At 74.8% G+C, this 19,148-nt stretch carries 14 protein-coding genes; 8 read left to right on the plus strand and 6 right to left on the minus strand.

Annotated features, from left to right (window positions below; all coding sequences use genetic code 11):
• Positions 1 to 8 precede the first annotated feature (8 nt).
• The gene (locus SM577_RS04925; protein ID WP_302920857.1) at positions 9 to 659 is read left to right on the plus strand and encodes an HAD family hydrolase; all 651 of its coding nucleotides are present in this window, start codon (positions 9 to 11) and stop codon (positions 657 to 659) included.
• 145 nt (positions 660 to 804) lie between these two features.
• Here SM577_RS04925 and SM577_RS04930 read toward each other — a convergent pair whose 3' ends face one another.
• Both SM577_RS04930 and SM577_RS04935 read right to left on the minus strand, forming a co-directional pair.
• Positions 805 to 1,458, minus strand: a complete 654-nt coding sequence (locus SM577_RS04930) for a response regulator transcription factor (RefSeq protein WP_474586450.1) — start codon at positions 1,456 to 1,458, stop codon at positions 805 to 807.
• Between the two features lie 136 nt (positions 1,459 to 1,594).
• A complete protein-coding gene (locus SM577_RS04935) occupies positions 1,595 to 2,896 on the minus strand; it encodes a sensor histidine kinase (protein ID WP_302919632.1) in 1,302 nt (433 codons plus the stop codon).
• A 388-nt stretch (positions 2,897 to 3,284) separates the two neighbouring features.
• Here SM577_RS04935 and SM577_RS04940 point away from each other — a divergent pair, with 388 nt between their 5' ends.
• From SM577_RS04940 to hemB, 5 genes are read left to right on the plus strand one after another with little or no spacing between them, the layout of a single operon-like run.
• Complete coding sequence (locus tag SM577_RS04940) at positions 3,285 to 4,055, plus strand: redox-sensing transcriptional repressor Rex (protein WP_302919631.1); 771 nt, start codon at positions 3,285 to 3,287, stop codon at positions 4,053 to 4,055.
• A complete protein-coding gene (locus SM577_RS04945; protein ID WP_302919630.1) occupies positions 4,052 to 5,422 on the plus strand; it encodes a glutamyl-tRNA reductase in 1,371 nt (456 codons plus the stop codon). The genes SM577_RS04940 and SM577_RS04945 overlap by 4 nt, the downstream gene beginning before the upstream one ends.
• Positions 5,419 to 6,387 (plus strand): hydroxymethylbilane synthase, encoded by a 969-nt coding sequence (hemC, locus tag SM577_RS04950; protein ID WP_302919629.1) that lies wholly within the window; start codon positions 5,419 to 5,421, stop codon positions 6,385 to 6,387. Before SM577_RS04945 ends, hemC begins: the two co-directional genes overlap by 4 nt.
• The gene (locus SM577_RS04955; RefSeq protein ID WP_302919628.1) at positions 6,384 to 7,964 is read left to right on the plus strand and encodes a bifunctional uroporphyrinogen-III C-methyltransferase/uroporphyrinogen-III synthase; all 1,581 of its coding nucleotides are present in this window, start codon (positions 6,384 to 6,386) and stop codon (positions 7,962 to 7,964) included. Before hemC ends, SM577_RS04955 begins: the two co-directional genes overlap by 4 nt.
• Positions 7,965 to 7,982: 18 nt before the next feature.
• Positions 7,983 to 8,966 (plus strand): porphobilinogen synthase, encoded by a 984-nt coding sequence (hemB, locus tag SM577_RS04960; protein WP_302919627.1) that lies wholly within the window; start codon positions 7,983 to 7,985, stop codon positions 8,964 to 8,966.
• Between the two features lie 99 nt (positions 8,967 to 9,065).
• Here hemB and SM577_RS04965 read toward each other — a convergent pair whose 3' ends face one another.
• From SM577_RS04965 to SM577_RS04975, 3 genes are all read right to left on the minus strand, one after another.
• On the minus strand, positions 9,066 to 12,338 hold the full coding sequence (locus tag SM577_RS04965) for a lamin tail domain-containing protein (protein ID WP_474586385.1): 3,273 nt from the start codon (positions 12,336 to 12,338) through the stop codon (positions 9,066 to 9,068).
• Positions 12,339 to 12,432: 94 nt separating this feature from the next.
• Positions 12,433 to 13,449: a GNAT family N-acetyltransferase gene (locus tag SM577_RS04970; protein WP_302919696.1), complete on the minus strand. Its 1,017-nt coding sequence runs from the start codon at positions 13,447 to 13,449 to the stop codon at positions 12,433 to 12,435.
• Between the two features lie 73 nt (positions 13,450 to 13,522).
• Entirely contained in the window at positions 13,523 to 15,082 is a 1,560-nt protein-coding gene (locus SM577_RS04975) for a lytic transglycosylase domain-containing protein (RefSeq protein ID WP_474586386.1), read from the minus strand.
• A gap of 38 nt (positions 15,083 to 15,120) precedes the next feature.
• Between SM577_RS04975 and SM577_RS04980 the strand changes: the two genes are divergently transcribed.
• Both SM577_RS04980 and SM577_RS04985 read left to right on the plus strand, forming a co-directional pair.
• Complete coding sequence (locus tag SM577_RS04980; protein WP_302919624.1) at positions 15,121 to 15,345, plus strand: FmdB family zinc ribbon protein; 225 nt, start codon at positions 15,121 to 15,123, stop codon at positions 15,343 to 15,345.
• Between the two features lie 142 nt (positions 15,346 to 15,487).
• The gene (locus SM577_RS04985; protein ID WP_302919623.1) at positions 15,488 to 18,331 is read left to right on the plus strand and encodes an ATP-binding protein; all 2,844 of its coding nucleotides are present in this window, start codon (positions 15,488 to 15,490) and stop codon (positions 18,329 to 18,331) included.
• 108 nt (positions 18,332 to 18,439) lie between these two features.
• Here SM577_RS04985 and SM577_RS04990 read toward each other — a convergent pair whose 3' ends face one another.
• Positions 18,440 to 18,979: a phospholipase gene (locus tag SM577_RS04990; RefSeq protein WP_474581435.1), complete on the minus strand. Its 540-nt coding sequence runs from the start codon at positions 18,977 to 18,979 to the stop codon at positions 18,440 to 18,442.
• Between the last annotated feature and the right edge of the window lie 169 nt (positions 18,980 to 19,148).

Here is a 19,148-nt window from a genome sequence, read left to right on the forward strand (position 1 = left end):
GTGCGGCGATGACCCCTGCACGCACCCACCTGGTGTGGGACTGGAACGGCACCCTGCTCAACGACCTCAGCCTGGTGGTCGCCGCCACCAACGCCGCCTTCGCCAGCGTCGGCGGGCCGAGCGTGACCGCCGAGGAGCACCGGGTCCGGTTCCGCCGGCCGATCGCCGACTACTACGCCGAGGTGCTCGGCCGGGCCGTCGACCAGGAGGCGTTCGGCCGGCTCGACCGGCTCTTCCACGACGCGTACCGGGCGGGGCTGACCACCTGCGAGCTGGCGCACGACGCGGCGTCGGCGATGGCGAGCTGGTCGGGGAGCCAGTCGCTGCTGTCCATGTGGTTCCACGACGAGCTGGTGCCGACCGTGCAGACGTACGGGCTGACCGGGCACTTCGTCCGGGTGGACGGGCTGCGGGCGGAGGTCGGCGGCGACCGCAAGGCCGAGTCGCTGGAGCGGCACCTGGCCGAGCTGGGCCTGGACGGCGGGGCGGTGGTGCTGATCGGGGACTCCATCGACGACGCCGACGCCGCCACCTCGGTCGGCGCCCGCGCGGTGCTCTACACCGGCGGCTTCACCGACCCCGCCCGCCTGCACGCCTCCGGCCACCCCGTGGCCGACACCCTAACCGAAGCCGTAAAACTAGCCCAAACCCTCCCCTGACCAACTCCCCCTCCCCCTCCCCCTCCCCCTCCCCTCCCCCCGGTCGACCCCGTTGATCATGGAGTTAGCGGCGGTGCCGGAGATCGAGAACGCCGCTAACCTCATGATCAACGGGGTCGACCGGGGGGAGGGGAGGGGGAGGGGGTTAGTTGCGGAGGTAGGTGAGGACGGCTAGGACTCGGCGGTGTTGTTCGGTGTCGGGGGGGAGGTTGAGCTTGGTGAAGATGTTGCGGACGTGCTTCTCCACCGCGCCGTCGCTGACCACCAGGGTCCGGGCGATGGCGGTGTTGGAGCGGCCCTCGGCCATCAGCCCGAGCACCTCCCGTTCCCGGGGGGTCAGCTCGCGCAGCGGGTCGTCGCGGCGGCGCCGGGCGAAGAGCTGGCCGACCACCTCCGGGTCGAGCACCGTGCCGCCGGCGGCCACCCGGTCCAGCGCGTCGAGGAACTCGTCGATCGCGGCCACCCGGTCCTTGAGCAGGTAGCCGATCCCGCCGCCGCCGGCCCCGGTGGTGGCGAGCAGGTCGTCGGCGTACGAGACCTCGACGTACTGGGAGAGCACCAGGATCGGCGTCCGCGGCACCAGCCGCCGGGCCTCCACCGCGGCGCGCAGCCCCTCGTCGGTGTGCGAGGGCGGCATCCGGACGTCGACGATCGACACGTCGGGCCGGTGGGCCACCACCGCCTCGACCAGCGCCTCGCCGTCGCCGACCGCGGCCACCACCTCGTGCCCCCGCTCGCTGAGCAGCCGGATCAGCCCCTCCCGCAGGAGGACGGCGTCGTCCGCGATCACGATCCGCATGGTGTCGTTGTCTACCACGTGCGCCCCACCGTCCCGGGGAAGCACCGTGCGGCCGGCCGGTCCGCCACCCCCGACCTGCCGCACCCCGCCGACCGCGGCGGAAGGCACGGCGTACCCCGGGACGGAGCGACCGGGCTCACAGCGGGAGTTCCGCGCGGACCTCGGTGGGGCCGCCGGCCGGGCTGATCACGTCCAGCCGGCCGCCGGCGGCGCGGACCCGGTCGGCGATGCCGACCAGCCCGTGCCCCTTGGCCAGGTGCGCCCCGCCCTGGCCGTCGTCGCCCACGGCCACCACCAGCCGCTGGTCCTGCCGGGCCACCGTGACCTGGCACTCGGTGGCCCGGCTGTGCTTGGCGACGTTGGTCAGCGCCTCGGCCACCACGAAGTACGCCGTGCTCTCCATCGCCGGGTCGAGCCGGCCGTCCGCCGTGCCGAGGTCCCGGTCCACCCGCAGCTCGATCGGGATCAGCCCGCGCCCGGCCAGCGCGGCGAGGGCGCTGGGCAGCCCGCGGTCGACCAGGATCGGCGGTGCGATGCCCCGGGACAGCGCGCGTAGCTCGGCGAGCGTCTCGCGGGTCTGGGCGACCGCCTCGTCCAGCGTCCGTCCGGCCGCCTCCGGGTCGGAGGCGAGCTGCTGGCGGGCCCGGCTCAGGTCCATCGCCAGCCGGACCAGGCGTTGCTGCGGGCCGTCGTGGATGTCCCGCTCCAGCCGGCGCAGCGCGCTCGCCTCGGCCGACACGGCGGCCCGCTTCTGCTCCTCCAGCACGGTGATCCGGTTGCGCATCTCGGCCACCCCGGTGAGCATCGCCCGGCCGAAGCTGGCCTCCATCAGCGCGCAGCCGCGGACCACGATCGGCAGGGTGATCAGGAAGAACAGCCCGATCGCGGTGTGCAGGCCGATCCGGGCGGTGGTCGAGTCGCCGAGGCCGAGGAGCTGGGGGAGCTCGACGTCCTCCGGGTCGCCGTGCGGCAGCGCCCAGTCGTACGCCCAGTAGAGGGAGCCGGCGACCGCGCCGGCCCACCAGGTCAGCGTGACCACGAAGCCGATCACGGCGACCACCAGCTTGAGGATGCCGTGCGCCAGGTCGAGCCAGGACTGGGCGTCGCCCATCGGCACGAAGATCCGCCGCCAGGCGCTCGCGCCGGGCTCGGCGAGCCGGTACTGCGGCCGGATCCGCGCCTGTCGCAGCACGGCGGGCAGCCGCAGCCGCTCGATGTCGGCCAGCCCGCGGGCCGCGTAGAGGGTGCCGCTGAGGATGGGCAGGCCGATCACGGTCACCACCAGCCCGAGGCCGGCGGCGAGGCCCACGATGAGCACCACGAAGCTGGCCAGCGCGAGCGGGAGACCGAGCAGGACGTACCCGGAGTCGATGAAGAGCTGGCGGGAGATGGTCGGGGCCAGGGCCGGCTGGTCGGCGGCGGCGGGAACGGCGGTCATGGCACGAGGCTAGGCAGCGGGGTGGGTCTCCACCCATCCCGCGGGCCGCCGTTTCCGACGTAGGGCTGGCCCTACCCGCACCTCGGCGGGCGGTCGGCGTGCCGATCGGGTCGGCGACGCGCGCTCGCGCGATTGGTCAGAGAAGTCGTAATTGAGCAATAATCGCCGAGCGGCGCCGGCACGGTGGCCGGATCGATCTTGCGGAATGGAGGGCCTGGTGGAGCCGCGTCGCGAGCTTTCAAGATCGCGATTTGTGCGTGCGTTCACAAGCGCCTACTCTGTAATTCCGACGCGCCCTGCTAGCACAGCCGGCAACCTCGGTCGCCAGCGGGAGTCCCGAAACGGCCGGCCACTGGAGCTGGACGAGGATCGCACCGCACGGAGTCTCATGAGTCAGCACCGTCACCCTGGCGCGCCCGGTCGCGCCGGTGCCGTACCGGCGCTACCTGACCTGCCCGAGGCGACGGTCGCGCGGCTCCCCGAATACCTACGTGCCCTGCACAATCTCGCCGAAACAGGTCACGAGACGGTGTCCAGCGAGGGGCTGGCCAGCGCCGCCGGGGTCAACTCCGCGAAGCTGCGCAAGGACCTGTCCCACCTCGGCTCGTACGGCACCCGCGGGGTCGGCTACGACGTGGCGCTGCTGATCGACCAGATCGAGTTCGTGCTCGGGCTCACCCAGCGCCGGGCGGTCGCCCTGGTCGGCGTGGGTAACCTCGGTCACGCCCTGGCCGGCTACGACGGCTTCGCCAGCCGCGGCTTCCGGATCGCCGCGCTCTTCGACGCGGACCCGGCGCGGGTCGGCGAGGAGATCAACGGCCTGGTCGTCCAGCACGTCGACGAGCTGCCCCGGGTCGCCGCCGCGGAGTCCATCGCGATCGGCGTGATCGCCACCCCCGCCGCGGCCGCCCAGCGGGTCGCCGACCAGCTCGTCGCGGTCGGTGTGACGAGCATCCTGAACTTCGCGCCGTGCGTACTCTCGGTGCCGGAGGGGGTCGACGTGCGCAAGGTCGACCTCGCCATCGAGCTGCAGATCCTGTCCTTCCACGAGCACCGCAAGGCGTCGCTGACCGCGCTTCCCGCCACCGGTGGGTCCGCCCTCACCGCCCTGCCGGGCGGGCTCGCGGTGACCGACACCCAGGAGGCGATCGGCACGTGAAACTGCTCGTCGTCGGCGCGTCGTACCGCACCGCTCCGGTCGCCACCCTGGAGCGGCTCGCGGTGGCTCCCGCCGAGCTCACCCGCACCCTGGACCGCCTGGTCGCGCAGCCGTACGTGACCGAGGCCGTGCTGGTCTCCACCTGCAACCGGGTGGAGGTCTACGCCGCGGTGTCCGGTTTCCACGGCGGCCTCGGTGACATCTGCGCCGTTCTGGCCGAGCAGGCCGGCAGCCCGCCCGCCACGCTCGCCAACCACCTCTACGTGCACTACGACGCCGCCGCCGTCGACCACGTCTTCCGGGTCGCCGCCGGGCTGGACTCGATGGTGGTGGGCGAGGCGCAGATCCTCGGCCAGCTCCGTGACGCCTACCACTGGGCGAGCGGGGCGGACACCGCCGGCCGGCTGCTGCACGAGCTGATGCAGCAGGCGCTGCGGGTGGGCAAGCGGGCCCACGCGGAGACCGGCATCGACCGGGCCGGCCAGAGCGTGGTCACCGCCGCGCTGGAGCTGGCCGCCGGCCACCTCGACGGCGCGCTGACCGGCCGCCCGGCGCTGGTGGTCGGGGCCGGCGCGATGGGGTCGCTCGGCGTGGCGACCCTCTCCCGGCTGGGCGCCGGGCCGCTCACCGTGACCAACCGGGGGGCCGACCGGGCCGTCCGGCTGGCCGAGTCGTACGGCGCCGCCGCCGCCCCGATGGCCGAGCTGACCGCCACGCTCTCCACAGTGGACATCGTAGTGGCCGCCACCGCGGCCACCGAACCGGTCCTCACCCGCGACGTGGTGACCCGGGCGCTGGCCGACCGCGACCCCGAGCGTGGCCCGCTGATCCTGCTCGACCTGGCCGTCCCGCGTGACGTCGAACCCGGCGTCGCGGAGCTGCCCGGCGTCGAGGTGATCGACATCGACCGGATGGCCGCGCTGCTCGCCGACGGGCCGGCCGCCGCCGACGCCGCCGCCGTGGAGCGGATCGTCGCCGCCGAGGTGGAGGGCTTCCTCACCTGGCTGCGCGGGGCGGACGTGGCGCCGACCGTGGCCGCCCTGCGCGGGCGCGCCGACGACGTGGTCACCGCCGAGCTGCGCCGGCTCGCCCAGCGCCGCCCCGACCTGACCGACGACCAGCGGGCCGAGGTGGCCCGGACGGTGCACCGGGTGGTCCAGCGGCTGCTGCACCAGCCCACCGTGCGGGTCCGCCAGCTGGCCGCGGAGCCGGGCGGCGACCAGTACGCGGCGCTGCTGCGCGAGCTGTTCGACCTCCAGGTGCCGCAGACCTCCCCGGTCGACACCGTCCCCGACGTCGTGGACTCCGACGTCACCCCGGCGTTCGGCGCCACCGACGCCCTCCCACCCGCCGGAGGTGAGCGATGAGCACGCCCCTGCGCCTCGGTACCCGGGGCAGCAAACTGGCGATGGCCCAGTCCGGCCACGTCGCCGAGGCCCTGACCGCCGCCACCGGGCGCCCGGTCGAGCTGGTCGAGGTGGTCACCGCCGGCGACCGCTCGGCCGCGCCGGTGCACCGGCTCGGGGTCGGTGTCTTCGTCTCCGCGCTGCGCGACGCGCTCGCCGCGCGGACCATCGACTTCGCCGTGCACTCCTACAAGGACCTGCCCAGCGCGGCGGCGCCCGGGCTGCACGTCGCCGCCGTGCCGCCGCGGCAGGACCCGCGCGACGCGCTGGTCGCCCGCGACGGCCGGACGCTCACCGAGCTGCCGCCCGGCGCGGTCGTCGGCACCGGAGCGCTGCGCCGCATCGCCCAGCTGCACGCCCTCGGCATGCAGCTGGAGGTCACCCCGATCCGGGGCAACGTGGACACCCGCCTGGCGCGGGTCCTCGGCCCGGAGGCCGACCTGGACGCCGTCGTGCTGGCCCGTGCCGGCCTGGCCCGGCTGGGTCGTACCGACGTGGTCACCGAGACGCTCGACCCGATGCTGATGCTGCCCGCGCCCGCCCAGGGCGCGCTGGCGGTGGAGTGCCGGGTCGACGACCCGGACCTGGTCGAGCTGCTGGCCGTGCTCGACCACGCACCGTCGCGCGCCGCTGTCGTCGCGGAGCGGGCGTTCCTGGCCACCCTGGAGGCCGGGTGCAGCGCACCCGTCGCCGCCTACGCCGAGCTCGCCGAGGGCGACGCCGGCGAAGAGATCTACCTGCGCGGGGCGGTGATCAGCCCGGACGGTACCCGTGACCTCCGGCTGTCCCGCACCGGTACGCCCGCCGACGCGGCGGAGATCGGCAAGGCACTCGCCGCCGAACTCCTCGACCTCGGCGCCGACTCGATCCTCGGCCAAGCAGGACCCACCGGCCCGGGGACCCAGCAATTTGGGAGCACAGAATGACCCGCACCCGTAAGCCCGTAGGCCGCATCGCGTTCGTCGGGGCCGGTCCCGGCGACCCGGGCCTGCTGACCCGTCGGGCGCACGACGCCCTGGTCGACGCCGACCAGGTGGTGTACGACCGGGGAGTCCCCGAGTCGCTGCTCGACGCCGTCCGCGCCCAGGCCAAGACCGACGCCCAGTTCACGCCGGCCGAGGGCGCGCCGGGTGACGTGGCGAAGGTGCTGATCTCGGCCGCCCGCTCCGGGCTGAACGCCGTGCACCTGGTCGCCGGCGACCCGTTCGGGCACGACTCGGTGGTCAAGGAGGTGCAGGCGGTGGCGCGTACCGCCGCGCACTTCGAGGTGGTGCCGGGGGTCGGTCAGGCCGAGGGGGTGGCCACCTACGCCGGTGTGCCGCTGCCGGGCGTACGCACCGCGGCCGACGTCGAGGACGTCAGCACGCTGGACTTCGAGGCGCTGGCGGCGGCCGTCGGCCGGGGCTCGCTGGCGCTGGCCGTGGACGCCGGTGACCTCGCCGCGATCCGGGACGGCCTGCTCTCCGCCGGGGTGGACGGCGCCACCGCCGTCGGGGTGACCGGCGACGGCACCGGGGAGACGCAGTACACCACCACGTCGACCGTGGACAGCTTCGTCGCCGCGGCGCTCGGCTTCACCGGCCGGGTGGTGCTCACCGTCGGCGCCGGCGTCACCCAGCGGGACAAGCTCAGCTGGTGGGAGAACCGGCCGCTGTACGGCTGGAAGGTGCTGGTCCCGCGGACCAAGGAGCAGGCCGGCGTGATGAGCGCCCGGCTGCGCGCGTACGGGGCCATCCCGTGCGAGGTGCCGACCATCGCCGTGGAGCCGCCGCGCACCCCGGCCCAGATGGAGCGGGCGGTCAAGGGCCTGGTCGACGGCCGGTACGCCTGGGTGATCTTCACCTCGGTGAACGCGGTGCGCGCGGTCTGGGAGAAGTTCGCCGAGCACGGCCTGGACGCCCGGCACTTCGGGGGCGTCAAGATCGCCTGCATCGGCGACGCGACCGCCGACGCCGTCCGCGCGTTCGGCATCCAGCCGGAGCTGATCCCGTCCGGGGAGCAGTCCTCCGAGGGGCTGCTGGCCGAGTTCTCGCCGCACGACGAGGTGCTCGACCCGGTCGGCCGGGTGCTGCTGCCGCGCGCCGACATCGCCACCGAGACGCTCGCCGCCGGGCTCACCGAGCGCGGCTGGGAGGTCGACGACGTGACCGCCTACCGGACCGTCCGGGCCGCCCCGCCGCCGGCCGAGATCCGCGACGCGATCAAGTCGGGCGGCTTCGACGCGGTGCTCTTCACCTCGTCCTCCACGGTCCGGAACCTGGTCGGCATCGCCGGGAAGCCGCACGCGCGTACCGTTGTTGCCGTCATCGGGCCCAAGACGGCGGAGACCGCGACGGAGTTCGGCCTGCGGGTCGACGTCCAGCCGCCGCACGCCTCGGTGCCCGACCTGGTGGAGGCGCTCGCCGCCTACGCCGTCGAGCTGCGCGAGAAGCTCGCCGCCATGCCGGCGAAGCAGCGCCGCGGCTCGAAGGTGCAGGGGCCGACCGCCCTCCGCTTCCGGTAGTCGCAGCAGGAGGTCCGCATGCCGTACCCCGAGATCCGGCCCCGCCGGCTGCGCCGCACGGCGGCGCTGCGGCGGTTGGTCTCCGAGACCCGCCTCGACCCGGCCGAGCTGGTCGTGCCGATGTTCGTCAAGGAGGGGCTGACCGAGCCGCGGGCGATCGCCTCGCTGCCGGGCGTGCTCCAGCACTCCCGCGACTCGCTGCGCAAGGCGGCGGTCGAGGCGGTCCAGGCCGGCGTCGGCGGGATCATGCTGTTCGGGGTGCCGGCGCAGCGGGACCCGGAGGGCTCCGGCGGGATCGACCCGAACGGCATCCTCAACGTGGCCATCCGGGACGTGGTCTCCGAGGTGGGCGACGCCACCGTGGTGATGAGCGACCTCTGCCTGGACGAGTTCACCTCGCACGGGCACTGCGGCCTGCTCACCCAGGACGGCGAGGTGGACAACGACGCCACCCTGGCGGCGTACGCCGAGATGGCGGTGGCCCAGGCCGCCGCCGGGGTGGGCGTGGTCGGGCCGTCCGGGATGATGGACGGCCAGGTCGGGGTGGTCCGCAAGGCGCTCGACGCCGCCGGGCACACCGACGTCGCCGTGCTGGCGTACGCGGTCAAGTACGCCTCGGCGTTCTTCGGCCCGTTCCGTGACGCGGTGGAGTCGGCGCTGGAGGGCGACCGGCGTGCCTACCAGCAGGACCCGGCCAACCTGCGGGAGTCGCTGCGCGAGGTGGCGCTGGACGTCGCCGAGGGCGCCGACATGGTGATGGTCAAGCCGGCGCTGCCGTACCTCGACGTGGTCTCCGCGGTCCGCGCGGCGGTCGACGTCCCGGTCGCCGCCTACCAGGTCTCCGGCGAGTACGCGATGGTCGAGGCGGCCGCCGCGAACGGCTGGATCGACCGGGAGCGGGTGATGCTGGAGACGCTCACCTCGATCCGCCGCGCCGGCGCGCAGATCATCCTCAGCTACTGGGCGGTCGAGGCCGCCCAACTGCTCCGCCAGCGCTACTGAGCCGAGCCCGCACCGCCCTTCTCACGCGGTAGTTCGCCACCATCGATGACGGCCCGCCGCCCAGGAGGCGGCGGGCCGTCGTCTGTCGGTGCGGGTGGGTCAGTCGTCGTTCGAGATGGTGCCGGTGGCGACCGGGTCGGCCAGCCGCAGCCCCGGCACGCCGCCCACCACCAGGGTGAGCTTCTCGTCCGGCTCCGCCTTCCGGTCGCCGCGTACGGTCACCGGGAAGGCCAGCGAGGTCTGCCCGGCGGCCAGCGTGCGGCAGCCGACGTACGGGTCGTAGTCCTGGCCGGACCGGGCGGTGAGGCCGATGGTCGCGGCGCAGAGCAGCACCGGCTCGGAGAGCGGCCGGGAGACGGTCACGGTGAAGGTGAGCGGGGTGGTGCCCTTGTCGCCCTCGGCCACCGCGACGTTCCCGACGCTCAGCGCGGCCCGGGAGCGGAACCGGGCCACCTGCGGGTCGTGGTCGCTGGAGCCGCGGGTGCCGTCACCGGGGTGCGCCGCCGGCCAGTCGGCGTTGATGTGCGCGGCCCGCACCTGCACCAGGTCCCGGTGCAGCGCCTCGTTGACGAAGAGGTGGTCCAGCGTCTGCGCCTGCCCCTCGAAGCTGTACGAGTAGGCCGACGACGGCGCCTCGGCGAGCAGGTCCTCCCAGAGGTTGCGCAGGCCCGCGTCGTAGAGCGGGGCGAGCTGGTCCGACGGGGTCGGCCGGTCAGCGGTGGCGATCGGGTCGTCCGGGCGGGGGAAGACGTTCAGGTCCCCGCCGTACACCACCCGGGCGTTCGGGTCCGCCGCCTCGATCGCGGTGACGATGGCGGCCCCGTACGCGGCCTGCTCCCGGCGCTGCCCGACCCGGCTGTCCGGGCCGGACGAGTAGTGGTTGCTGGCCGCCCAGAGGGTGAACCGCTCGGTCGAACCCGGCGCCGCGGCCACGGTGAACCTGCCGAGCTGCGGGGCGCGGGTGAAGACGTTGTTGCCGTCCCGCCCGGTGGAGGTGTCCACGTCGGCCGGCAGCACCGCGTTGAGCGCCTTCGGGTTCTGCACGTCCGCGTTGCTGGCCAGCCCCGGCGCGCGGTACCGCACGGTCGGCGCCGAGCCCAGCAGCGGGTCGGTGGCGGTGGCCTCGGCCAGCGCCACCCGGTCGGTGCGGTAGAGGAAGGCGGCGGTGATGCCCCGGGCGTCCGCGCCCGTCCGGTCGTACGCGGCGGCGTAGGCGGGACCGCCGGCCGCCGCGATGGTCAGCGCCAGGTCCTGCAGGCTGTCCGGCGCGCCGTCGGCGTTGTTCGTGCCGCCGCAGGCGAGCTGCCCGCCGGCCACCGCGCAGATGTCCTGGTCCTCGGCCTCCTGCACCAGGATCAGGTCCGGGCTGTGCAGGTCGGTGGTGATCTGGTCGGCGAGCGCGGCGAGCTGGTCGCGGTACTCCTGCTCGCTGGCCGGCACGTAGTCGAACGGCGGGCTCACCCCGGCGCAGCCGGCGTTGCCGGCGAAGTCGCAGCCGTCGAACGGGTCGTCCCGGAAGTCGTACAGGTTCTCCACGTTGTAGGTCGCGACGGCGACCTCCTCCGACCGGTTGGCCGGCTGCGGCGGGTGGTTCGTCGACGGGTCGGTGCCGCCGGCGAACTCGGCCCGCTCGACCTGCACGCCGTACTTCTCGAAGGAGTAGTAGAGGCCGCCCACCGCGTCGGCGCCGAGCGTGTCGAAGGTGTGCGCCGGCGGCAGCAGCGCGCCGCTGTCCCCGGTGCTGCCCTTCACGCCCATGCTGCCGAGCATGATCCGCTGGCCGTTGCCGTCGTCGAAGCGGCGGGCGGGGTCGTTGTCCAGCGGGTGGGCGTCGCGGAACACCCGGCGGGCGTACGGGTCGGCGCGGTCGAGCAGCGGGTCGTCCCGGTCGACCACCCAGAGCTCGGCGTCGGCGGTGGAGGCGAAGACGTCCCGCCCGCTGACCGCGCCGCTGCCGGCGCGCACCCGTAGCCGGGCGCCCTCGTGCCGCTCCCAGAACCGGCCCGCGGCGGCCAGGTCGGCCGGGGGCACCGCGTCGGTGACCTCGACGGCGGTGTCCATGTCGACCCCGGTGGCGATCCGGCGTACCAGCGAGGCGCTGGAGAGCTGGGTCATGCTGAAGTACTCCGACACCCGGGCGCGGAGCACCACCTCGTCGCCCACGGTCGGCACGTAGCCGCCGATCAGCGAGGTGAACGAGCCCATGAACACGAAGATGCCGTCGGAGCTGGTCGGGTCGCCGTCGGCGGCGTCGGCCCGGCTCTGCAGGAAGAAGCCGTGCTGGTCGCGCCCGGCGGAGTCCCGGGCCAGGGTCAGCTGGGTGATCACGCCGCGCACGTCGTAGAGGGCGCTGCTGGTGCCGTTGCCGCTGGCCGGCGCGTACGGGGACCGGTCGGTCGGGCCGGACTCGCCGTCGGTGGTCGGGCCCTGCACCTCGCCGACCGTCAGCTCCCGGGTGACCTGCACGGAGAGCGTGCAGGTGGCGGAGCCGCCGTCGGCGTCGGTGGCGGTCAGCACGACGGTGTACGCCCCGGCGGCCAGGTCGGCGCTCGCCGTGACGGTGGCCCGGGCGGTGCCGCCGACCGCGTCGGCCGGGGTGACCGCGGTGCGGCTGATCGAGCCGGCGGTCGGGGTCGGGGTGACCGAGGTGACCGCCAGGTCGACGATCCGGTCGTCGGTGTCGGTCGCGGTGACCTCGCGGGTCGCCGCGGTGCCGGCCGGGGTGACCAGCGCCCCGCCGCAGGTCAGGGTGGCCGGTGCGTCGACCGGGCCGCCGCCCGCGGAGTGCCCGCCGAGCCCGTCGAACGTGTCGGTGGCGAAGCCGGCCCACTGGGCGGCCGGGTCGAAGGCGTCGGCCGGGTCGGTGTCGCCGGCGGTGACGTTCGCCAGCCGGCGCAGGGTGTTGTCGGCGGTGCTGGTCAGGCCACTGCCCCACTCGGCGCCCGGGTCGACGCCGACCTGGCCGAGCGAGTCGAGCACGGTGCCGCCGCGGCTCAGCACGACGGCGTCGTCCCCGTTGTACAGCCCGGTGGTGGTGGTCTGGTCGGCCTGGGCGAGGATCGCCGCCGCGGCGGAGGCGTGGGCGAGGACGAAGACGTCACCGGCCGGCACGCTGCCGGTCAGCGGGATGTTCGTCGGCGTGGTGGAGCCGTTGAAGTAGAGCTGGAGCTGGTATCCGCCGGCGGCCAGGTCGATGGCGGCGCCGGTGCCGTTGTAGAGCTCGATCGCCTTGTTGTTGGACGAGCCCTCGACGTACTCGGAGATGAACAGGTCGGTGGGCGCGGCGCTGGCCGCGGTGGGTGCGACGCCGACGGCCGTGGCGGTGACGGCGGCAGCTGTCGCGAGCGCGGCGAAGGTGCGGCGCGGGCGCATGGGGCCTCCACGATGGGTGGACGGGAACTAACGCACGTTAAGGGGCGTCGCTGTCCAGCGTCCATCCCCCGGCGGACTGTTTCGTGAATTCCGGTCAGCGCGCGGCGTCGAGACGGTGCACCAGGTCGGCGACGTCGACACTGTATTCGCACCAGTCGCGGTCGGGACGGTAGCCCAGTTCCGCGTTGACCTTGAGCATCGCCTCGTTGGCCTGCGCGTTCCAGGTCTGCACCTCGGCCAGCTCCGGCTCGGCGGAGCGCAGCTCCAGCAGCATCCGCGCCTTGATCGCGCGGTCGATCCCGTAGCCCCGGTGGTCCTGCACCACGATGGTGTCGTACTGGTCGGCGCGGGTGGGGTGCTGCGCCGGCACCACCACCTCGGTCAGGCCGGCCACCTCGCCGCTCTGCTCGTGCAGGGCCAGCACGATGTACGGCTTCATGCCGCGCCGGTGCAGGCAGTCCAGGCTGTCCCGGAGCCGCTCCGGGTCGTACGAGCTGGGGCGCAGTTCGCCGTCGTCGACGTCGCGCACCTCGGCCTTGGCCCGCGCGTACGCCTCGATCAGGTCGTCCGGCGGCCCGCCCGGGCAGAACTCGAGGTGGTAGCCCGCGCCGACGCCGGTGGCCATCTCGGCCAGCTCGGCCCAGTCCACCGTGGACAGGTCGAGCACGCTGCGGGTCTCGACGTACTCCCGGGTGAAGCCGAGCGCCTCGTAGAACGCCACCGCCGGGGTGTCGCCCACCACCTCGACCCCGATCGACTGGAAGCCCTCCTGGTAGACCCGGCGGGCGGCGACGCGCACCAGGTCACGGCCCAGCCCGGAACGCCGGACCGACGGGTGCACCAGCACCTCCAGCACGCCGATGTCACCGAGCAGCAGCACCTGCACCTGGCCCAGGATGGCCCCCGGCGCCCCGTTGCCGCCCGGCTCGGCCTGGGCGACCCAGGAGATGCGCCGTTCGCCCGGCATCACCTCGGAGAGGTATTCACGCAGGGAACTCTCCCGCCACGGCGGATCCTGCGGCAGATCGGCCGCGAGGACCGCGTTCAGCGTGTCCAGCAGCGACGCGATCTCGGCGGACGACGCGGTCCTGGGGTCCCACTCGCGCACCATCACCCGTCTAGCTTGCCGCTAACGGCTGCCCGAAGGAAGTGTCCAGTTCTCCAAATGTATGCGGACGATCACTTCACGTACGGCTGGCCTGCCCGTAGCGGTTGGCGGTGTCGAAGACGTCCTGGGCGTAGCGGCGGACGTCGTTGTACGACAGGATCGCGTTCCACCAGTCGCCCGGGATGGTGAGGTTCCGGCCGCCCTTGCAGAGGTAGTTGCCGGCGGCCAGGGCGGCGTCGTCCAGGTCGTGCGGGTCCTTGCGGCCGTCGTTGTCCGCGTCGGCGCCGATCTCCTGCCAGGTGGTCGGGATGAACTGCATCGGCCCGATGGCCCGGTCGTAGGTGGTGTCCCGGTCCAACTGGCCCCGGTCGGTGTCGACGATCCGCATCCGGCCGCCCTGCCCGTCCAGCGGCAGCCCGATGATCTCGGGCAGCGCCCGGCCATCCGGGCCGAGCTTGGCGTTGTTGGCCTGGCCGTGCCCGGACTCGACGAACCCGATCGCGGCGAGCGTGGTCCAGCTCAGGCCGCAGCTGCGGTTGGTCTCGGCGAGCACCAGCTCGGCGTAGCCGTACGCCTGCATGGCGACCGGCGAGATGCCGACCTTCGGGCCGACCTGCTGGGCCCAGGCGGCGAGCGCGTCGGCCGGCCGGCCGGTGGCCACCGCTCCCACCGCCGGCCCGGTGGGCAGCGTGCCGCCCGGCGGCAGCGTCCCGGTGGGCAGCGGCGTGCCGCCGGGCAGTCCCGGCTGCGCGGGTGGCGGGGTGGCGGTGGCGCTGTCGTCGGCGGCCACCGGACGGGGCGCGCGGACCGTCGCGGGCACCACCAGGGCGCCGGCCGCGGCGGTCGCCAGCACCAGGGCGAGCAGGAACACCCCGGGCAGGGTGAGCCGGCCGCTGGAGCGCCGCGACCAGTCCCGGGTGGCCCGGGCGGCGGTCAGCGCCATCCGGTGCGGCGGCTGCCGTACGGCGTGCGCGAACGGCACCCGGCGCCGCCGGGCTCCCGCCGGCCGCCCCGTCGTCGCGCCGCCCCCGGCGCCCTCGGACGTGCCCGCGCCGTCACCGGACCTGGCGGTGCCCTCGCCCGGCTGGGCGGCGGCGCTGCTGCCGTCCGCGTTGTCACCCGGCTTGGTCGCGGTGGTGTCCGTGCCGCCGTCCGCCGTGGCGGCGCTGTCGGCGCTGCCGTCCGGCCTGGTCGCGGCCGTGTCCGGGCGGCCGTCCGGCCGAGCGGTGCTGGCGTCGGAGTCGCCCGGCCGGGCGGCGGTGGGGTCCGCGCCACCGTCCACCGTGGTGGCCGCGTCCGCGCGGTCGGTCGGCTTCGGCCCGGCAGCGGTGGCCGGGTCGCCGGCGGCGCCGGTGTCCGGCCCGTCGGTGGCGGCCGCCGGCCGGTCGTCGGCGGGCGGGGCGGTGTCACGCCCGCCGGCCTGCGTCTCGCCCGGCTTCACGGGGGCGGCCGCAGCCGGGGCGTCGGCCGGGGCCGCGGATCTCAGCCACGGACGACGCGGGCGGGGCAGCCGGGTCGCCGGCTCGTCCGGCGCGGCTCCCGAGCCGGCGAGCGGCCCGTCGAGCGGCGCGGCCGGGCGCAGGGGTCGATGGGTCGATCTGTCCTCGCCGTCCACCACCCGTCGAGTATCACCCATGTCCCGTCCAGAGTCAGGTCCGGTCGTACCCTGGTGCCATGCCCCGGTACGAGTTCCGTTGCCGCGCCTGCGGCGACACCTTCGAGGTCAACCGTCCGATGATCCGGGCCGGCGAGCCGGCCTCCTGCCCGCAGGGGCACGACGACACGGTCAAGCTGCTCTCGACGGTCGCGGTGACCGGTCGGGGCGGCGCCGGCGCGCCCGGCGGCGGGCCCGCCGCGGGTGGCGGCGGTGGCTGCTGCGGTGGTGCCTGCGGCTGCTGATTCCGTCCGCTCGGGCCGTGGCGCTTGCCCGCGTCGAGGTCCAGTGGCACCTTGGGTCGGAACCTGCCCGGCCGTTCTCACGATGCGTGACGGCTCGGTATCAGGCAGCATGAACCCGACGTCACGGGCGGAGGTTCCACGCATGTCGCCACGGATCCACCTCCCGACCGGGTGGGTGACCTTCGTCTTCACCGACATCGAAGGCTCGACCCGGCTGGCCCAGCTGCTCGGTCCGGACTACCGCCCGGTGCTGCGCGAGCATCGCCGGCTGCTGCGCCGGACGATCGCCGCGACCGAGGGCGCGGAGCTGCTGACCGAGGGCGATTCCTTCTTCCTGGCGTTCGGCGACGCCACCGCGGCGCTCACCGCGTGCCTGACCGCGCAGCGCGCGCTGGCCGACCACGAGTGGCCCACCGCGGAGGCCACCCCCCGGGTGCGGATGGGGCTGCACACCGGCTGGGCCGAGCCGCGCGACGGCGAGTACGCCAGCCCCGAGGTGCACCGGGCGGCCCGGGTCGCCGCCGCCGCGCACGGCGGTCAGGTGCTCTGCTCGGCCGCCACCGCCCGGCACGCCGACCCGCTGCCGACCGGCGCCTCCCTGCTCGACCTCGGGCTGCACCGGTTGCGCGGCTTCGACGACCGGGAGCGGTTGTTCCAGTTGGTGGCCCCGGGCCTGGAGCGGCAGTTCCCGCGGCCGCGTACCGCTGACGCGGTGGCGCACAACCTGCCCACCCAGGTCACCTCGTTCGTCGGCCGGCAGGCCGAGCGGGCCGAGCTGCGCCGGCTGGTCGAGGACCACCGCCTGGTCACCGTGCTGGGTGCCGGCGGGGCGGGCAAGACCCGGCTCGCGGTGGAACTCGCCACCGACCTGGTGGAGACCTACCCGGACGGGGTCTGGTTCGTCGACATCGCCACCGTCACCGACCCGGGGCTGGTGGCGTTCGCGATCGCCGCCGTGCTCGGGCTGCGCCCCGAACCCGGCCGGCCCATGGTGGAGACCCTTGTCGAGTACGCCGCCGCCCGCCGGATGCTGGTAGTGCTGGACACCTGCGACGCCCAGCCGGCCGCCTCGGCCGACGTGATCTCCCGGCTGCTCGCCGGGGGCGTGGGCGTGCGGGTGCTGGCGACCAGCCGGGAGTCCTTCGGGCTGCCCGGCGAGGTGGTCTGGCGGATCCCGCCGCTCTCGGTCGACCCGCCGGTAGACGGCGCGGAGAGCGACGCGGTCGCGCTGCTGCTGGACCGGACGGCGGCGGCCCGCGGCGGCCGGCAGCCGGACCCGGCCGAGTCGGCCGACCTGCGCCGGGTGGTGCAGCGGTTGGACGGGTTGCCGCTCGCCATCGAACTGGCCGCCGCGCGGCTGCGGGTGCTCTCGGTCGGGCAGCTCGCCGAGCGCCTCGACGACGTGCTCGGCACCCTCGACGCCGGCCGGGACGACCCGGAGCCGCCCCCGGTGGAGCGTGGCTGGACGGGCAACCAGCAGGACACGGTGGACCTGGTCGCGGCGGCGGCCGGCGCCACGCCGCCGACCCCGGCCAGCCGGGCGGTGCAGCGCTCGGCCACCGAGCGGCACCTCACCATGCAGGCCACGGTCACCTGGTCCTACCGGACGCTGGGGCCGCGGGCGGCCCGGCTGCTGCGCTGGCTGGCGGTCTTCGCCGGCCCGGTGGACCTGGCCACCGTGGAGTGGCTGCTCGGCGACGACCCGCTCGACCCGCTCTCGGTGCTGGTGGACAAGTCGATGGTGCTGGCCGAGCCGCGCGCCTCGGGCAGCACCTACCGGATGCTCGACCCGATCCGGGCGTACGCGGCACGCCGGCTGGCCGAGGCCGGGGAGGAGCAGGCCGCCCGGGACCGGCACGTGGCCTGGTCGACGCACGCGCTGGAGCGGGCCCACCTCGGCCCGGACGGCCGGCCGGTCACCCTCTCCCTCTACGCCCTCGACCCGCTCGCCGGCGAGCTGCGCGCCGCGCTGCGCTGGTGCGCCACCGGCGGCAGCGCCCGGGCCGGCCTGCGGCTGGCCGGTGGGCTGGACCAGTGGTGGCGGGAGCGGGGCCTGGCCCGGGAGGGGCGGCTCTGGCTGTTCCGGCTCTACGGCCGGATCGCGGAGACCGGCGAGGCGATCCCGGAGGAGGAGCTGGCGGCGGCCTACCACATGCACTCGCTGCACGCCGGCGCGGACGGCGAGTTCGCCGAGGAGCTGCGCTTCTCGCAGCGGGCCGAGGCGGCGGCCCGGCAGGCCGGGGACGCCGGCCTGCTGGCCCGGGTGCTAGCCGGCCGGGCCGCCCCGCTGGTCGACATGGGACAGTTCGCCGAGGCCGAGCGGGTCTGCCGGGAGGTCATCGAGTGGGCGCACGGCCAGGACGTGCTGGGCGACGCGCTGTTCGCCGTGTTCGGGCTGGCCGAGCTGCTCTGGCGGCGGGGCGCGCTGGACGAGGCGGCGGAGCTGCTCGGCGCCGCCCGTCCGGTCGAGGCGGCCCGCCCGGTGGAGCGGGGCCGCCGCTCGGTGGACATGCTGCTCGGCATGGTCGCCCTGGCCCGGGGTGACCTGATCGCCGCGCACGAGCACCTGCTGGTGGCGCTCCGGTCCCGGATGAGCCACGGCTTCCACGGCCGGGCCTGCGACACCCTGAACGCGGTGGCGGTGCGCTGCGCGGCCGGCGGCGAGCCGCTGACCGCCGCCCGGCTCTTCGGCGCGGCCCAGGCGACCCGGGCCAACCTCCGCGCCACCCCGGGCATCTACGGGCCGTACTGGGCGGAGCGGCAGGCGCAGCTGCGCGGGGAACTGGGCGACGCGGCCTTCGACGACGCGTACGGCGAGGGGGCCGAGCTGGGCCTGGAGGAGGCGGCGGCGCTCGCGCTCGGCGTGGAGCACCCCGACCTGGCGGCCGACTCGACCCGGTTCACCACCGGCACCCCGACCCCGGCGCCCCGTCGCCCCGCCACCGACCCGCACCGCCATCCCACCCCGCACACCGAACACGCCTGACCCCGCCTGCCCCCGGGCCCGGCCATGACGTGGTCGAGCAAGGGGTTCGCGTCGGATTCCGGCGGGATCCGGGCGCGAACCCCTCGCTCAACGAGACGTCACCGGGCGTCAGGAGCGGGCGGCGGCGCGGCGTTCGGCGTCGGCCTTCATCCGGGCGGCGCGGTCGATGTCGGCCTGCTGGACGGCGGCGACCGAGCCGAAGATGCTGACCGCCTGGTAGTACGTCCAGGCCAGGCTGTAGCAGGCGGGCCGGACGACCGAGTTGTACCGGGCGCAGACCCGCTTCAGGTCCTCGTAGAAGGCGCTGTCCAGCCGGGACTTGTTGGCCGGGAACTGGCCCATCGCCTTGTAGTTGCGGTACCCGAAGTCGTGCCGGTAGCAGGACAGGTTGAAGGTGAACCCGAGCGGGTTGTCCGGGCTGGACGAGCAGTAGTCGGTGGACCAGTCGAACGCGTAGTCGGCCCAGGCGCTCTTGTCCAGCCGGGCGGCGTTCCAGGAGTTGTAACTGGTGGCGCTGGTCTGGGTCCAGCTGGACAGCACGGAGAGCTTCTGCTGCGGCGTGACGGCGGCGGCCGGGCTGGCGATGCCGAGCACGACCAGCAGACCGAGCGCGCCCGAGGCGAGGAGGGTGGCGAGGCGACGGGGCATGGCGGACCTCCGCGAGGGTGTGCGGAACTCTTGTTACCGGCGGGTTACCGGGTGTCGATTAGTGTCGATGAGTCGTCCGCCCCGGATCTTGTATCGCTGTGAACTATTGGTGACATGAGTTGAAACAGACGAATGCCCCGGGCGTCGGTGACGCCCGGGGCATTCGGTC

The sequence above is a fragment of the Micromonospora desertarenae genome, from assembly GCF_056150265.1.

Coding starts and splice junctions, on each gene's coding strand:
- SM577_RS04930 (WP_474586450.1), bottom strand. CDS start 1,458: ATGCGGATCGTGATCGCGGACGACGCCGTCCTCCTGCGGGAGGGGCTG.
- SM577_RS04990 (WP_474581435.1), bottom strand. CDS start 18,979: ATGCCCCGTCGCCTCGCCACCCTCCTCGCCTCGGGCGCGCTCGGTCTG.
- SM577_RS04965 (WP_474586385.1), bottom strand. CDS start 12,338: ATGCGCCCGCGCCGCACCTTCGCCGCGCTCGCGACAGCTGCCGCCGTC.
- SM577_RS04980 (WP_302919624.1), top strand. CDS start 15,121: ATGCCCCGGTACGAGTTCCGTTGCCGCGCCTGCGGCGACACCTTCGAG.
- SM577_RS04940 (WP_302919631.1), top strand. CDS start 3,285: ATGAGTCAGCACCGTCACCCTGGCGCGCCCGGTCGCGCCGGTGCCGTA.
- SM577_RS04985 (WP_302919623.1), top strand. CDS start 15,488: ATGTCGCCACGGATCCACCTCCCGACCGGGTGGGTGACCTTCGTCTTC.
- SM577_RS04975 (WP_474586386.1), bottom strand. CDS start 15,082: ATGGGTGATACTCGACGGGTGGTGGACGGCGAGGACAGATCGACCCAT.
- SM577_RS04955 (WP_302919628.1), top strand. CDS start 6,384: ATGACCCGCACCCGTAAGCCCGTAGGCCGCATCGCGTTCGTCGGGGCC.
- SM577_RS04925 (WP_302920857.1), top strand. CDS start 9: ATGACCCCTGCACGCACCCACCTGGTGTGGGACTGGAACGGCACCCTG.
- SM577_RS04970 (WP_302919696.1), bottom strand. CDS start 13,449: ATGGTGCGCGAGTGGGACCCCAGGACCGCGTCGTCCGCCGAGATCGCG.
- hemC (WP_302919629.1), top strand. CDS start 5,419: ATGAGCACGCCCCTGCGCCTCGGTACCCGGGGCAGCAAACTGGCGATG.
- hemB (WP_302919627.1), top strand. CDS start 7,983: ATGCCGTACCCCGAGATCCGGCCCCGCCGGCTGCGCCGCACGGCGGCG.
- SM577_RS04935 (WP_302919632.1), bottom strand. CDS start 2,896: ATGACCGCCGTTCCCGCCGCCGCCGACCAGCCGGCCCTGGCCCCGACC.